The sequence below is a fragment of the Bradyrhizobium sp. CCBAU 11357 genome (genome assembly GCF_028128865.1).
GTDB lineage: Bacteria > Pseudomonadota > Alphaproteobacteria > Rhizobiales > Xanthobacteraceae > Bradyrhizobium.
Genome location: NZ_LBJW01000094.1, coordinates 36,301 through 49,358, shown reverse-complemented (window position 1 = coordinate 49,358; position 13,058 = coordinate 36,301). Strand labels below are relative to the sequence as shown.

The 13,058-nt window shown below is 66.1% G+C and carries 14 protein-coding genes; 6 read left to right on the top strand and 8 right to left on the bottom strand.

The window, feature by feature from the left end:
• The first annotated feature begins 149 nt into the window (after positions 1–149).
• Positions 150–881: a 4'-phosphopantetheinyl transferase family protein gene (locus XI05_RS13830; protein ID WP_271502335.1), complete on the top strand. Its 732-nt coding sequence runs from the start codon at positions 150–152 to the stop codon at positions 879–881.
• Positions 882–911: 30 nt separating this feature from the next.
• Here the strand turns inward: XI05_RS13830 and XI05_RS13825 are convergent, their stop codons facing one another.
• The 3 genes from XI05_RS13825 to XI05_RS13815 form a co-directional block, all read right to left on the bottom strand.
• Positions 912–1,937, bottom strand: a complete 1,026-nt coding sequence (locus XI05_RS13825) for a histone deacetylase family protein (RefSeq protein WP_271502332.1) — start codon at positions 1,935–1,937, stop codon at positions 912–914.
• Positions 1,938–2,068: 131 nt separating this feature from the next.
• Positions 2,069–3,007, bottom strand: a complete 939-nt coding sequence (locus XI05_RS13820; RefSeq protein WP_271502329.1) for an SMP-30/gluconolactonase/LRE family protein — start codon at positions 3,005–3,007, stop codon at positions 2,069–2,071.
• Positions 2,964–5,051: a PQQ-dependent sugar dehydrogenase gene (locus XI05_RS13815; RefSeq protein WP_271502327.1), complete on the bottom strand. Its 2,088-nt coding sequence runs from the start codon at positions 5,049–5,051 to the stop codon at positions 2,964–2,966. The genes XI05_RS13820 and XI05_RS13815 overlap by 44 nt, the downstream gene beginning before the upstream one ends.
• A 200-nt stretch (positions 5,052–5,251) precedes the next feature.
• Between XI05_RS13815 and XI05_RS13810 the strand changes: the two genes are divergently transcribed.
• Together XI05_RS13810 and XI05_RS13805 are read left to right on the top strand one after the other, a co-directional pair.
• Positions 5,252–5,485, top strand: a complete 234-nt coding sequence (locus tag XI05_RS13810) for a DUF6894 family protein (protein WP_025032002.1) — start codon at positions 5,252–5,254, stop codon at positions 5,483–5,485.
• A gap of 9 nt (positions 5,486–5,494) precedes the next feature.
• A complete protein-coding gene (locus XI05_RS13805; RefSeq protein ID WP_172788150.1) occupies positions 5,495–5,671 on the top strand; it encodes a hypothetical protein in 177 nt (58 codons plus the stop codon).
• Positions 5,672–5,829: 158 nt separating this feature from the next.
• On the opposite strand, the gene XI05_RS13800 is transcribed toward XI05_RS13805, so the two are convergent.
• A complete protein-coding gene (locus XI05_RS13800) occupies positions 5,830–6,603 on the bottom strand; it encodes an enoyl-CoA hydratase-related protein (protein WP_271502325.1) in 774 nt (257 codons plus the stop codon).
• Between the two features lie 119 nt (positions 6,604–6,722).
• On the opposite strand from XI05_RS13800, the gene XI05_RS13795 reads away from it, so the two are divergent.
• Both XI05_RS13795 and XI05_RS13790 read left to right on the top strand, forming a co-directional pair.
• The gene (locus XI05_RS13795; protein WP_271502322.1) at positions 6,723–8,312 is read left to right on the top strand and encodes a gamma-glutamyltransferase family protein; all 1,590 of its coding nucleotides are present in this window, start codon (positions 6,723–6,725) and stop codon (positions 8,310–8,312) included.
• Between the two features lie 147 nt (positions 8,313–8,459).
• Positions 8,460–8,684: a hypothetical protein gene (locus XI05_RS13790; protein ID WP_212259263.1), complete on the top strand. Its 225-nt coding sequence runs from the start codon at positions 8,460–8,462 to the stop codon at positions 8,682–8,684.
• 51 nt (positions 8,685–8,735) lie between these two features.
• Here XI05_RS13790 and XI05_RS13785 read toward each other — a convergent pair whose 3' ends face one another.
• The 4 genes from XI05_RS13785 to XI05_RS13770 are packed head-to-tail and all read right to left on the bottom strand — an operon-like array spanning position 8,736 to position 12,229.
• The gene (locus tag XI05_RS13785; protein ID WP_271502320.1) at positions 8,736–10,019 is read right to left on the bottom strand and encodes an NAD(P)/FAD-dependent oxidoreductase; all 1,284 of its coding nucleotides are present in this window, start codon (positions 10,017–10,019) and stop codon (positions 8,736–8,738) included.
• Between the two features lie 11 nt (positions 10,020–10,030).
• Positions 10,031–10,762 carry an amino acid ABC transporter ATP-binding protein gene (locus XI05_RS13780; RefSeq protein WP_271502317.1) on the bottom strand — a complete coding sequence of 244 codons (732 nt, stop codon included), beginning with the start codon at positions 10,760–10,762 and terminating at the stop codon, positions 10,031–10,033.
• Positions 10,759–11,412: an amino acid ABC transporter permease gene (locus tag XI05_RS13775; RefSeq protein ID WP_172788145.1), complete on the bottom strand. Its 654-nt coding sequence runs from the start codon at positions 11,410–11,412 to the stop codon at positions 10,759–10,761. The genes XI05_RS13780 and XI05_RS13775 overlap by 4 nt, the downstream gene beginning before the upstream one ends.
• Before the next feature lie 58 nt (positions 11,413–11,470).
• The gene (locus XI05_RS13770) at positions 11,471–12,229 is read right to left on the bottom strand and encodes an ABC transporter substrate-binding protein (protein ID WP_172788144.1); all 759 of its coding nucleotides are present in this window, start codon (positions 12,227–12,229) and stop codon (positions 11,471–11,473) included.
• A 169-nt stretch (positions 12,230–12,398) separates the two neighbouring features.
• Between XI05_RS13770 and XI05_RS13765 the strand changes: the two genes are divergently transcribed.
• Positions 12,399–13,043, top strand: a complete 645-nt coding sequence (locus XI05_RS13765) for a helix-turn-helix domain-containing protein (RefSeq protein ID WP_271502315.1) — start codon at positions 12,399–12,401, stop codon at positions 13,041–13,043.
• Positions 13,044–13,058 lie beyond the last annotated feature (15 nt).

The window sequence follows — 13,058 nt, the reverse complement described above, 5'->3', positions numbered from 1 at the left end:
ACAAGCTTGCGCCTGTAAACCGGCCTGCAAATCGACAAGAATTCGCCCGGGTGGACCGCTAGGAACGGTCCTCTCGGCTGATTCTTGCGCAGTTGCTTCTTCCGTCGGGACCGGGGATTTGGCCTCGCCTGACGCCATGGGCCCAATTGATGGCAGACGACAGAATCGAACTCTTTGTCGGACTGATCGAGACCATTGACGCGCCGGGCGCGGTCGAGGCGTGCCGACGCCTGCTCTCGGTCGACGAACGGGCGCGAGCCGATCGCTTCGTGTTCGAGCGGCATCGGCGGCAGTACATTTTCGCACATGCCATGTTGCGCCTCGCGCTGTCGCAGGTCGCTTCCAACGTCGCGCCGACCGACTGGTCGTTCGGCGCGGGCCGCTATGGCCGGCCGTTCGTCGCAGCACCGGCCACCTCGACCGCGCTGCATTTCAGCCTGTCGCATGCCGACGGCTGCGTCGCCTGCGTGGTGTCGCGGCATGAGGCCGTCGGGGTCGACGTCGAAACCGTGTCGCGGCGCGTCGCGCCGCTGTCCACCGCGCTTCGCTTCTTTGCGCCGGAGGAGGTCGAAACCTTGCGCGGGCTGCCGGAGCCCGCGGCGATCGAGCGCTTCTTCGACTATTGGACGCTCAAGGAGGCCTATCTGAAGGCCAGGGGCTTTGGTCTCAATCTGCCGCTCGACGCCTTCGCGATGCAGGTGTCACGCGAGGCCATCGAGATCAGCTTCAAGCCCGATATCGTCGACGATCCGGACGGCTGGCGCTTCTCGCTGTGCTCGCCATCGCCCTCGCATCGCCTCGCGATCGCCGACGGCTCCCGCGCGCACGGCGGCCTTCCCATCAGCCGCCATGCCTGGCCGCTCCGCGAAGCGGCTGAGTGAGCGCGTTAAGCAGGAAGAGGCGAAGCGATCTCACCGCGCGTCTTCGAAGCCAGCCAGCACGGAGGTCAGGTTGGCACCGAGGATATCCGAGAGATAGCCGCCTTCCTGCACCAACACGGTCGGCAGGCCCATCTTCGCGATGGCCTGGCCGATGCGGCGGAAGCCGGGTGTGGTGACGGCCAATCCCTTGAGCGGATCGTGCTCGGAGGCATCGAGGCCAAGTGCGACCACGAGGGCGCCGGGGGCAAAGGATTCGATCGCCTTGCGCGCGATGTCCAGCGCCTGGAGATAGCCGTCATCGCCGGTGCCGATGGGAAGCGGAATGTTGAGATTGGTGCCGAGGCCCGGACCTTCGCCGCGCTCATGCGCATAGCCCCATACGTAGGGATAATACGCAACGGGGTCGGCATGGATCGAGATCGTGTAGACGTCGGGCCGGGCATAGAAGATACCTTGCGTGCCGTTGCCGTGATGGACATCGACGTCGAGGATCACGACGCGCTCGTGCTTCTGCCGCAGATGCGCCGCCGCGATCGCGCTGTTGTTGAGGAAGCAGAAGCCGCCGGCCATGTCGCGATAGGCGTGATGGCCGGGCGGACGGCAGAGCGCGTAGACCGCGTCCTCGCCATCCATCACCATCTGCGCGGCGGTGACCGCAACGTCGGTGGCGGCGCAGGCCGCGGCCCAGGTACCCGGGCCGATCGGCGCCGCGGTGTCGGCGGTGTGCCAGCCGAGCTTGCCGACGATGTGGGTGGGATAGGTCGCGGCGTGGCGCACGGGATGGATATTGCCGATCATCTCCGGGCCGGAATCGCCGAGCGCGGTCCAGGCGTCCCAGGCTTCGCTGAGGAACGACAAATATTCCGGACTGTGAATTCGCGCGCGCGGCCCCTGCCCGAACTTGGTCGGCTCGACCAGTTGATGCCTGCCGTCCTTCAATCCCCTCAGCAGGCGATCGGCGCGCTCGGGCTGCTCGGTGGTGCGCTTGACGACACCGCGCACCAGGAAGAATTGCGGATCGTGGCTGCGGTGCAGTTCGGTATGGACGGCTTTCACTCAAACACTCCGTGGTCGCAGGCTACTGGACGTGCCGCAGAGTCTTGATCGCCACGGCCGCCGGATGCAAGCAAGAAGAATGCCGCCCCTCGTCGCGCTGCCCTGCACCGAAAGCAGAGCGCTCGCGAAGCTCAGCAGCGGCCGCGCTGGAGACAGTGCTCGCGGCCCTGCTGGTCGGTGCGGAAGGATTCGATGAAGCCGCCCTGACGCTGGGTGACGAAGACGGTCTTGCCGTCGTTGCCGCCGAAGGCAAGGTTGGTCGGCTCCTTGGCCCTCAGCGGGATCTCGCGCTCGACCGCGCCGGTCGGCTTCATCAGCGCGATCGTGCCCTTGAGAATGCGTGCGACGTAGAGGCGGCCGGCGACGTCGGTGCGCAGGCCGTCGATAGTGTCGGGCTGAAACGCCTTGACCAGTTTTGCCGCGGTGAGCTCGTTGCCGCTGATCGCATAGGACCAGATCTGGCCGCTGCTGGACTCGCCGACATAGAGCGTCTTGCCGTCAGGGCTGAGGTCGATGCCGTTGGTGGTGCCCATCGCGCGCGGCGCCGACATCACCTGCCCCTGCGCGGTCCCGTCCGCTCCTCTGACGATGCGCCAGATGTGGCCTTCGCGGCCCTTCCAGTTCGGATCGCTCGCATAGATCGTGCCGTCGCGCGCGATGGTGATGTCGTTGGGCTGGTTCATCTCGTCGGAGTGAAACCACACCGCGGGCTCGGTCGCGCCCTTGGGGATCGCGAAGATGTTGTGCTTCTTGTAGTCGGCGATGAACATGGTGCCGCCGCGATCGAAACGGATCGCATTGCCGACGCTGCCGTCGGGCAGCGTCGTGAACAGCTCCGAGACGGCGCCGCCCGCGGGCAATTTGCCGATGGTGCCGGGCTTGCCGAGATTGACCACGAACAGATTGCCGTCCAGATCGGCGGCCGGCCCTTCGATCCCGAAGGTGTATTCGCTGGCGGGCGTCACCTGTGCGCTTTCGAACAATTTCGTTTCGGCAGCGGCCGGCAGCGTCGCGACGAGCAGGATGCTACTGCACAGGCACCAGAAGTTCCTGCCGGATGTAATAGCCATCGCCGTCGGTGCACTCACCATTCAGATAGGGATCGGCTGGCCGGAAGAATCGGCTGAAGCCGGGTTTGTCTACAGCGCTCCTTTGTGTCACGACGACGACCTTTCCGGCCGGTATTTCGCCGCATTCCTTGTTGGCCTTGCTGAAAAACTTCCGCTGCGGCGGGCCCGGCTTGATCCGCATCCGCGTGCCCGGAACCATTTTGGCGACGAGCAGGTCCGCGGTATCGAGCAGGCGCGAATAGCCGGGCTCGGTCTTCGGCAGGCTCTCACCGCCGGGCGGCATCAGCTTCTCGGCGCCAAGGCCGCGCAGGCGCGTGCGCAGCCTGCCGGCGTCGGGATCGCCAGGATAGATCCAGCCGTCCTGCGACAGCATGAAGCGCAGCACCGTCCTGTCCTTCTCCGCATCCGATTGCCCTTGTTTCAGGCCGAAATCCGAATGGCAGCCGACGCAATGCTTCTCGACGAGGCCCTTGCGCAAGGTGGTGAGGCGAGCGCTGTTTTGCGCGTCCCTGGCGACGAAGGCCGCGAGCTGGTCGATCATCGCCTGGCTGCGCGTATCGCAGGGGAGCGGCTGAGGTCGCTCGCCGGCCGCGCGATCGATCCGGATCACGGTCTGGTTCTTGTCCTCGACCAGCCAGATCGCGCCGTCCTCCGCGACCGTCATGCCGACCGGCGCGCCTTGCGGCCGCGCGCCGTTGACGCGATGCCAGCCTGCGATCAGCTCCTCGAACGGCGCGGCCGCGACCTCGCCGGCGTCGGTCTGGAAACTGCGGGTCGGGTCGGCCGCGCAACTCACGTGATAGCGCACCGGTGCCGCACTGGGTTTGGGAAAGCCGTGCTCGTCGACGTCATAGACCAGCAGCCGGCTGCCGGTCGGCCGATAACCGTGCAGGCCGACCAGCAGCTTGCCTTCCAGCTCGGGGAATTTGGCGCCGTGGTAATACAGCATCGCGAGCGGCGCGCCGTGCGGCGGCATCAGCGAGAGCGGCGGCTTGTAGAGCGCATTGGCTGAGCAGAGCGATTTGTAGATCCCCGATTGCAGCACCAGCCTGAATTCGGGGCTCGGCGTCGACAAATCGTAGCAATAGGGCCAGCCATAGTGCCTGCCCTGCTCGATCGCGTTGATCTCCTCGTTCGGCTTGAAGATGTCGGGCAGGTCGCGGGCGTTCTCGCCCTGCAGGAAGGCGTAGCCGGCATCCGGAAAATTCGGATGCAGCACCAGGGCCATCGAGTTGCGCAAGCCGCGCGCATAGACGCTGTGCGGCGGGTCGGGATCGCCGGGCTTCAATGCCGGGAACACCCCACCCGCCGGCGGCGTGAACAGCCAGATCGAGGCCAGCGCGGACGCGCCCTCCGCCGCCGCGCAGGGTTTCGTGATCGGCGCAGGCGTGATGCAGTCGTCACTGTGCGAGCCGACATTGACGAACAGCCGGCCGTCGCGATCGAACACGAACTGCTTGAGCGGATGCGCGCTCTCGTCGACCCTCTTGCCATCCGGCAGCGTGATCCGGCGGCCGGGCAGGTGACGGATGATGGTCTCGACCGTGCTGCGCGGGTTGTCGGCAAGCGGATCGAACCGGAAGATCGTCTCCGCGGTCGAGGCATAGAGCTTCCTGTCCGGGCCGACGACAAGGCCGAACGGATATTCTATCCCCGTCAGGAGGTCCCTGAAGCGTTGCCCCTGCGCCGCACGCGGATCGAGCAGCAGCAGCCGCCCGTCGGTGTGGCCCCAGCCGCCCATGTCGGCGACCACGAACAGGTCGCGGCCCGGCACCTGCACGATCGCGCGCGGAAATTTGAGGCGGTCCTCTTCGCTGGCGACGAGGCCGGCGCAAAATCCCGCCTTCATGTCGATCTGAATCCTGGGAAAGGCCAGTTCGCCGCTGCCGCAGGCTTCCGTGCCGATCGCATAGCCGCTCTTCCTGACCGGCTCGGATGAGGCCGGGGCCAAGCCGAGCGGCGCGGCGGCCAAAACCGCTGGAAAGACAATCGCTGCAAGCAAGCGCAGACGTCGCCGTTCGCGCGCGAATGTGAGCTGGTTCACGGTGACCCCCGCCTTCCCGCGGACGTTGTTCCATGCCGCCGCGGCGCCGTCCAGTCATCACCCGCCTGTGATTAAACCTGTAACGACCTTGGGCCCGACCAATATCCGTAGATTTCCTTACCGGGTTCGACCCGAATGTTTCGCGAATGCTTGGGGTGGTATCGGTTTGCCGTCCCGATCGCTTTCTACAGGAGGCGCCTATGGTCCAGGTCTATTTTCACTGCTCCAACACCGAGGGCACGCTGATCGACCGCTACGGCGCCGCCGTCGCCAATCTGACCGAGGCGCGCGATCGCGCCGCTCAGATCATGAACTCGATGATCCAGACCCCCGGTGCCGAAGACTGGCGCGACTGGGTGATCCATGTCAGCGACGACGCTGGCGAGGAGATCTTCGATCTCCCCTTCACCGCCATGCTCGGCAAGCCGCATTGAGGTGATGCCATGTTGCTCGCTTCCCTGAGCCTGCTGCGTCAGCCCCTGAGCTTCGTCGCCACCCGATGGCAGACGCTGATCCGCGTCGCGGCCAACCCCTATCGCCCCGAGCTGCACTACATGCGCGGACCGGGCCCGAAATGGCGCGCCAAGTACCAGGCCAGCCGGCTGGATCGCATGCGCTGAGGCAGCGCTTAGCGCGCCTTTGCAGACATTTTTATCTTTCGTCATGGCCGGGCTCGTCCCGGCCATCCACGTTTTGGGGGCGCCGATACGAAGACGTGGATGCCCGGGACAAGCCTGGACAAGCCCGGGCATGACGAGGGGAGAAAGTGTGCCCCACCTCACCTCCCCGTAAACCTCGCCTTGCGCTTTTCGACGAACGCGTTGCGGCCCTCGATGGCGTCCGCGCTCTTGCGGATCACCGCCTGAAGCTCGATCTCGCGGCGGAACTGCGCCTCGTAGGTCGCGTGCTCGCTCTCCTCGACCAGGGTGCGGGTTGCGACCAAGGCGCGGGTCGGGCCTTCCGCAAGGCGGCGGGCCAGACCTAACGCCTCGTCCATCAGCTTGGCGTCGTCGACGACCTGCCGCACCAGGCCGATCTCCTGGGCACGTTCCGCCGTCAGCGGCTCGTTGAGCAGCATCAGCTCGAGCGCGCGCTGCCGGCCGATCAGTCGCGGCAGCAGCCAGGTCGAGCCGAGATCCGGCACCAGCGCGATGCGGCTGAACACCTGGATGAAGCTCGCCGACCGCGCCGCGACGATGATGTCGCCGGCCATGGCCAGGCTAAAACCGCCGCCAGCCGCAACGCCATTGACGGCGACGAGGACGGGCACGCGGCATTCGCGCAGCGCCTTGAAGGCCGGCCAGTAGAAGCGCATCACGCCGGCCGCGATGTCCTCGCCGAGTGCCTCCGAGGCCTTCAGATTCTGGCCCGAGCAGAAGCCGCGCCCCGCGCCGGTCAGGATCAGAGCGCGGATGTCCTCGTCCTGCGTCATCTCGGCGATGGCAGCGGCGAGCGCGCCGAGCAGGTCCGGCGTCATCGCGTTGAGGCTGGCCGGTTCGTCGAGCGTCAGGATCCCGACCGCGCCATCCCGCGCCTGTTTCACACCAGCCATGCCGCGCCTCCCTTTGGATGTTCTCGTCGGCGGCAATGTGCCATTGTCCGCGCGCTTCGCCAATTGCGGAGCCTCGCATTCAACGCAGCGAAGCCATCGACGAGCATCAAGACGACACCATGCCTCAGCAGTTCAGTCTCAACCAAACCGTCCGCAAGCCCGCCGTCACATCCCAGGGCGGCATCGTTGCCTCGCAATCGCGGCGGGCGGCTGAAGTCGGGGCGCAGGTGCTGGCCGCCGGCGGCGACTGCGTGGACGCGATCGTCGCAACCACATTTGCCCTCAACGTCCTCGAGCCCTGGAACAGCGGCATCGGCGGCGGCGGTGCGATGGTGCTCTACCGCGCCAAGGAAAATCGCTATGAGGTGATCGACTACGGCATGTGCGCGCCGCAGAGCCTGCGCACTGAGGACTATCCGCTCAGCGGCGAAGGCGCCGCCTCCGACCTGTTTCCCTGGCCAAGGGTGAAAGGCGATCGCAACATTCACGGCCCCGGCTCGGTTGCCGTGCCCGGCGTCGTCGCCGGAATGGAAGAGGCGCATCGCCGCTACGCCAAGCTGCCGTGGAAGGATCTGATCGCGCCGGCAGCTCGGCTCGCCGGCGAAGGCCTGCTGGTCGATTGGTGGACGACGGTGACGATCGCGGGCTCGGCAGCCGATCTCAGGCGCTATCCCGCGAGCGCGGCCGCATACCTGAAGGACGGCCTGCCGCCGACCGCGCCATGGGGCATCAAGTTCGAGACGCGGCTGCCGCAGGACGCCCTGAAGGCGACGCTGTCACATCTCGCCGACGCGGGCGCGCGCGATTTCTACCAAGGCGATCTCGCCAGGAGCATTGCTTCCGACATCAAGGCCGACGGCGGCTCGCTGTCGGTGGAGGATCTCGCTGCCTTCCGCGCCCATCTGCGCGAGCCGCTGGCGATCCCCTATCGCGAAGGCAAGGTGTTCGCGACCCCGGAGCTCACCGCGGGGCCGACGATGGCGCATGCGCTGCGCCTGCTGCAGCAGAGCTTGACGCCCGCAGGCGCGCCGGACGCCGGCGCCTATGTCGAATATGCGCTCGCTCTGCAGGCCGCCTTCCGCGAGCGGCTCAAGGACATGGGCGATGCCGACGGCAAGCGCTCGCTCGGCGCCGAATATCTGGCGCCGGCCTGCACCACGCATTTCTCGGTGGTCGACCGTCACGGCAACATCGCGGCGGTGACGCAGACGCTGCTCTCGTCGTTCGGCTCGCGCTACGTGACACCGCACACAGGCATCACCATGAACAACGGCATCATGTGGTTCGATCCGACGCCTGGCACCACCAACTCGCTTGCACCGGGCAAGCGCTGCCTCTGTAATTACACGCCGGTCATCGCCGAGACCAAGGACGGCAAGCGCCTCGCCGTCGGCGCCTCCGGCGGCCGCCGCATCCTCCCCGCGGTGACGCAGCTCGTGTCCTTTGCGATGGATTACGGCATGGACCTGGATGCCGCCATCCACCAGCCGCGCATCGACGCCAGTGAAGGCGCGGTGGTGATCGGCGATGTGCGCTTGCCCGCGGAGGTGCGCAAAGTGCTGGCCGCGCGCTTCGACTATGAAGAGAGCCGGCTGCAGGCAGTGCCGCAGAAGTTCGCCTTCCCGAGCGTCGTGATGCGCGAGGGCGAGCTCAACTCCGGCGCGGTCGAGATTTTCCAGCCGTGGGCCGATGCGGTGGCGGAGAGCTGACCGCGGGGATCGAAGAACCAGCGCGCGTTGAGCATTTGCGCGATTACGCATCAAGGCGAGCGTCACGACTCCTCCACATTCGCGGGGAACTTAGGCAGCCGAACGTCGTTCATTGAACGGACAAGTGCGCTCACCCCTGGAGGACATATGAAGAAACTTGCGCTCGCTGCGTCGCTGGTCATTGCGGCCGGGTTCACATTCACCAGCCCTGCTTTGGCCAAGGGCGGCCATGGTGGCGGTCATGGCCATGGTCATGGCCATAAGATGGGCCATCATTACCATGGCACGCCGCCCGGCTGGTCGCATGGACGCAAAGTGGGCTGGCGCGGTTACGGCTGCCCGCCCGGACTGTGGAAGCAGGGTCGCTGCTAAAGCCGATCCGGAATTCACACAAGGCGTCGCTCCTCACGGGCGGCGCCTTTTTCATATGCCGAGCCGGTCCCGCACCCGGCCCGCGATCACGGCGGTGGTCACGCCGACCGGCCAGAACGCATGCATCGGGATCGGCTTGATGCCCGTGATCGGCATGTCGATCTCGGCCTTGGCGCCGCCGATCAGGCGGCGGGCGAGCTGCGCGCCCATCGCGGTCGAGAGCGCAACACCGCGACCGTTGCAGCCGAGCGAGATCAAAACGCTTTCTGCCGGCTCGTGCACGTGGGGATAATGGTCCTTGGTGATGGCGAGCCGGCTGTTCCAGCCGTGGGTCCAGGCAACGCCCTTGAGCTGCGGCCAGAGCCGCTCCGCATAGCGCATGAGATAGGCGACGTCATGCGGCGACTTGATCCAGCGCATCGGGCCGCGTCCGCCCATCAGCAGGCGGTTCTGCTGATCGATGCGATAATAGACCGTGATGTGGCCGCTCTCGTAGAGCACCGGACGCGTCGGCATGATCGAACGGGCGACCGCGTCGGAGAGCGGCGCGGTGGCGGCGATGGAGGAAAACACCGGCACGATGGTGCGGCGGAGCGCCGGCCAGAGATCGTCGGTAAAACCGTTGGTGGCGAGCAGGACCTTGTCGGCATGAACCACCGCGCGTGGCGTCTCGATGCGCCAGCGCGAGCCGTCGCGGCGTAGCGACAAGGCCGGCGTCTCGCCATGAACCTTTGCGCCGGCCGCAATCGCGGCGCGCGCAAGCCCACGGGCGTAGCTGAGGGGATGCAGATCGCCGCCGCTTGTATCGAGCATGGCGCCGATGTAGCGGTCGGTGCCGGTCATGTCGCGGAGCTGCGCGCGGTCGAGGTACGTCACCGGCAGGCCGCGGCGGATGCATTGCTGCGCGGTCTTCTCGATCGCGGCGGCGCTGCTCTCATTGTAAGCCGCCCGCAGCGTGCCGTTCTGCCGCGCCTCGCACGGGATCTGGTAGCGGCGGATCAAATCGTGCGTGAAGTTGGGCGTGCCGTAGGCGAACGCGATCATGCGGCGGCCGAGGTCTGCGCCGAAATCGGCCTCGATCTGGTCGGGATCGTGCTTCAGTCCGGGGTTGGTGTGGCCGCCATTGTTGCCGGACGCGCCCCAGCCCGGCTCCTGCGCCTCCAGCACCAGCGCCTCGACGCCCTGCTCCGCCAGATGCAGCGCGGTGGAGAGGCCGGTGTAGCCGCCGCCGACGATCGCGACGGAGACGCTCTTGTCGACGTCGAGCGGCGGCGTGGCAACCGGCGCGATTGCAGTATCGGCATAGAGCGAGGGCGGCAGAGGCAGGCGCGTCATGGCGTATCCGGTCAGAGCGGATGCAGCACGCGGCGCAGGAAGTCCTGCGTCCGCTCGTGCTGCGGTTGATTGAGCACCGATTTCGCCGGCCCCTGCTCGACAATCACACCGCCATCGATGAACAGCACGCGATCGGCAACGTCGCGGGCAAAGCCCATCTCGTGGGTGACGACGACCATGGTCATGCCGTCGTCGGCGAGCTTGCGCATGACGCCGAGAACGTCGCCGACCAGTTCGGGATCGAGCGCCGAGGTCGGCTCGTCGAACAGGATCGCCTTGGGCTGCATGGCGAGCGCCCGCGCGATGGCGACGCGCTGCTGCTGGCCGCCGGAGAGCTGCGGCGGATGGGCGTCGGCCTTTTCCGCAAGCCCGACCTGGGCGAGCAGCGTCCGGCCGCGCTCCAGCACTTGCGCACGCGGCTCCTTCTTCACGAAGAGCGGCCCCTCGATCACGTTCTCCAGCACTGTCCGATGCGGGAACAGGTTGAAGCGCTGGAACACCATCGAGACCTGGGTGCGGATGTTCACGATCGACGGCGCGTCGCGGTCAACCTTCAAGCCTTCGACGCTGATCTCGCCGCGGTCGTAGCTTTCGAGCCCGTTGATGCAGCGCAGGATGGTGGATTTGCCGGAGCCGGAGGGGCCGATGATGCAGACCACCTCGCCCTTCTCGACACTCGCCGTGATGCCCTTGAGCACCTCGACCTTGCCAAAGCTCTTGTGGACGTCGCTCAGCTCGATCATCGCTTGCCGGCCCGCTTCTCGAAGTGACGGACGAGCAGGATCAACGGAATGCTCATGGTGAGATACATCAGGGCGACCAGCGTGAACACGCTGGTGTTCTTGAACGTCGAGGACGCGATCAGCTTGCCCTGCAGCGCAAGCTCGGCGACCGTAATGGTCGAGGCCTGCGAGGAATCCTTCAGCATCATGATCATGACGTTGCCGTAAGGCGGCAGCACGATGCGCACCGCCTGCGGCAGCACCACGCGACGCATGGTGAGCCACCAGCCCATGCCGATCGACTGCGCCGCCTCGATCTGGCCCTTGTCGATGGCCTCGATGCCGGCGCGGAAGTTTTCGGCCTGATAGGCAGAATAGGCGATGCCGAGGCCGAGGATGGCGGCCTGCAAGGCCGACAGCGTGACGCCGAGATCCGGCATCACGAAGTAGAGGTAGAACAACAGCACGATGATCGGGATGCCGCGGATCACGTTGATCAGGCTGGCGCTGAGCATCGACAGCGCTCTTATGCCGGAGACCCGCATCATCGCCCAGACGAGGCCCAGCACCGTCGAGAGCAGCAGCGAGCCCACCGTGACGATGATCGTCAGGGCGACGCCGTTCAGCAGGATCGGGAAGAACTCGACGGCGTCGCGCCAGAAGCCTTTCATTGGGCAGCCTTCGATCGATCAGGTCTTGCGATCAGGTCTTGCGATCAGGTCTTGGCGATCAACCTTGCGCCTTCTGGCCCCATTTCTCGAGGATCTTGTCGATGGTGCCGTTGGCCTTCAGCTTCGCCAGCGAGGCATTGATCTTGCCGAGCAGTGCGCTCTCGCCCTTGCGCACGCCGATGCCGACCGAGCCGACGGTAACGGGCTTGTAGCTGTCGACGAGACGCACGTCGGGGAAACCGCCCTGCTTCAGATTGTAGGCGAGGATCGGATAGTCGGCGAAGCCGGCCTTGAGACGGCCAGTGTTCACGTCGCGCAGGATGTCGGGGATGGTGTCGTAGGCCTTCACGTCCGCGAACAGGCCGGACTTCTTCAGCGCATCGACGAAGGCGGTGCCGACTTGCGCGCCGACGGTCTCGCCCTTCAGGTCCTCCTGTGCAGCGTAGGCCTTGGCATCGCCCTTCGGCACCACGAGGCCTTCGCCATAGGTGTAGATCGGGTCTGAGAAGTCGACGACCTCCTTGCGCGGCGCGGTGATGAACATCGCGGCCGCAATGATGTCGATCTTGCTCGAGGTCAGCGACGGGATCAGCGCCGAGAACGCCATCGGCTCGATCTGCACGTTGAGGCCGGCGTCCTTGCCGATCTCGGTGACGAGATCGACCATGATGCCCTGGATGGTGTTGGTCTTGGTGTCGAGGAACGTGAAGGGAATGCCTGTCGGCGTCGAGCCGACCTTCAGCACCTGCTGCGCCGAAGCCGGCACGGCTGTGGCAATGGCGAGCGCCGCGATTGCGGCCTGAACAAAACGCTTCATCGCATCCCCCTTTTTAGGCCTGGCCGGCGCATGTCGCGATCAGACGTTGCGGGCCGGGCCGTTTCGGCCTATTTTCACCAATATGAAAATTTGGTCATACTTTCGCGGACGATGCAAGCGGTTTTCATGCACATGAAGGAAGCGGTTTGACGTGAGCGGTGGCAAAAGAATGCGCAGACCGGCCGCCGCAAAGCCGGCCAAGAAAAGGCCGGCTAAGGTGAAGGCCAAGCCGGCCGAGCCGGCGATGGACGTCGCGGTCGGCCGCCGCATCCGCGACCTCAGGCGGGTCAGGCAATTCTCGCTGGAGACGGTCGCCGCGTGCACGGAGCTGTCGATCGGCTTCCTCAGCCAGATCGAGCGCGGGCTGTCGTCGCCGTCGCTGCGGGTGCTGGCGACGCTCGCCGACGTGCTCGGTGTCGGCATCGCCGCGCTGTTCGGCGCGAGCCCGAGCGCCGACGGCGCATCGGATCAGGTGGTGACACGCAGGCTGCAACGGCCCGAGCTGAAGCTCTGGCGCACGGGCGTGTCCAAACAATTGCTGAGCCCGGCCAGCAGCGACAACAAGCTCAATCTGTTCCTGGTGCATCTGGAGCCCGGCGGCTCCACCGGCGATGAGCTCTACACCCACGACGGCGAGGAGGCCGGGCTGGTGCTCGAAGGCGAGATGATGCTGACGGTGGACAGCCAGACGTGGTCGCTGAAAACAGGCGACAGCTTTCGCTTCGCGAGCCGAAGGCCGCACCGGTTTTCCAATCCGGCGCAAGATGCGAAGGCCGTGGTGCTGTGGGTGAATTGCGTGACGGGGGCGGGGTAGCTTGCCGGCGCTGCA

Coding starts and splice junctions, on each gene's coding strand:
- XI05_RS13770 (WP_172788144.1), bottom strand. CDS start 12,229: ATGAAGCGTTTTGTTCAGGCCGCAATCGCGGCGCTCGCCATTGCCACA.
- XI05_RS13785 (WP_271502320.1), bottom strand. CDS start 10,019: ATGACGCGCCTGCCTCTGCCGCCCTCGCTCTATGCCGATACTGCAATC.
- XI05_RS13805 (WP_172788150.1), top strand. CDS start 5,495: ATGTTGCTCGCTTCCCTGAGCCTGCTGCGTCAGCCCCTGAGCTTCGTC.
- XI05_RS13820 (WP_271502329.1), bottom strand. CDS start 3,007: ATGGCTATTACATCCGGCAGGAACTTCTGGTGCCTGTGCAGTAGCATC.
- XI05_RS13795 (WP_271502322.1), top strand. CDS start 6,723: ATGCCTCAGCAGTTCAGTCTCAACCAAACCGTCCGCAAGCCCGCCGTC.
- XI05_RS13765 (WP_271502315.1), top strand. CDS start 12,399: ATGCGCAGACCGGCCGCCGCAAAGCCGGCCAAGAAAAGGCCGGCTAAG.
- XI05_RS13830 (WP_271502335.1), top strand. CDS start 150: ATGGCAGACGACAGAATCGAACTCTTTGTCGGACTGATCGAGACCATT.
- XI05_RS13780 (WP_271502317.1), bottom strand. CDS start 10,762: ATGATCGAGCTGAGCGACGTCCACAAGAGCTTTGGCAAGGTCGAGGTG.
- XI05_RS13810 (WP_025032002.1), top strand. CDS start 5,252: ATGGTCCAGGTCTATTTTCACTGCTCCAACACCGAGGGCACGCTGATC.
- XI05_RS13775 (WP_172788145.1), bottom strand. CDS start 11,412: ATGAAAGGCTTCTGGCGCGACGCCGTCGAGTTCTTCCCGATCCTGCTG.
- XI05_RS13800 (WP_271502325.1), bottom strand. CDS start 6,603: ATGGCTGGTGTGAAACAGGCGCGGGATGGCGCGGTCGGGATCCTGACG.
- XI05_RS13790 (WP_212259263.1), top strand. CDS start 8,460: ATGAAGAAACTTGCGCTCGCTGCGTCGCTGGTCATTGCGGCCGGGTTC.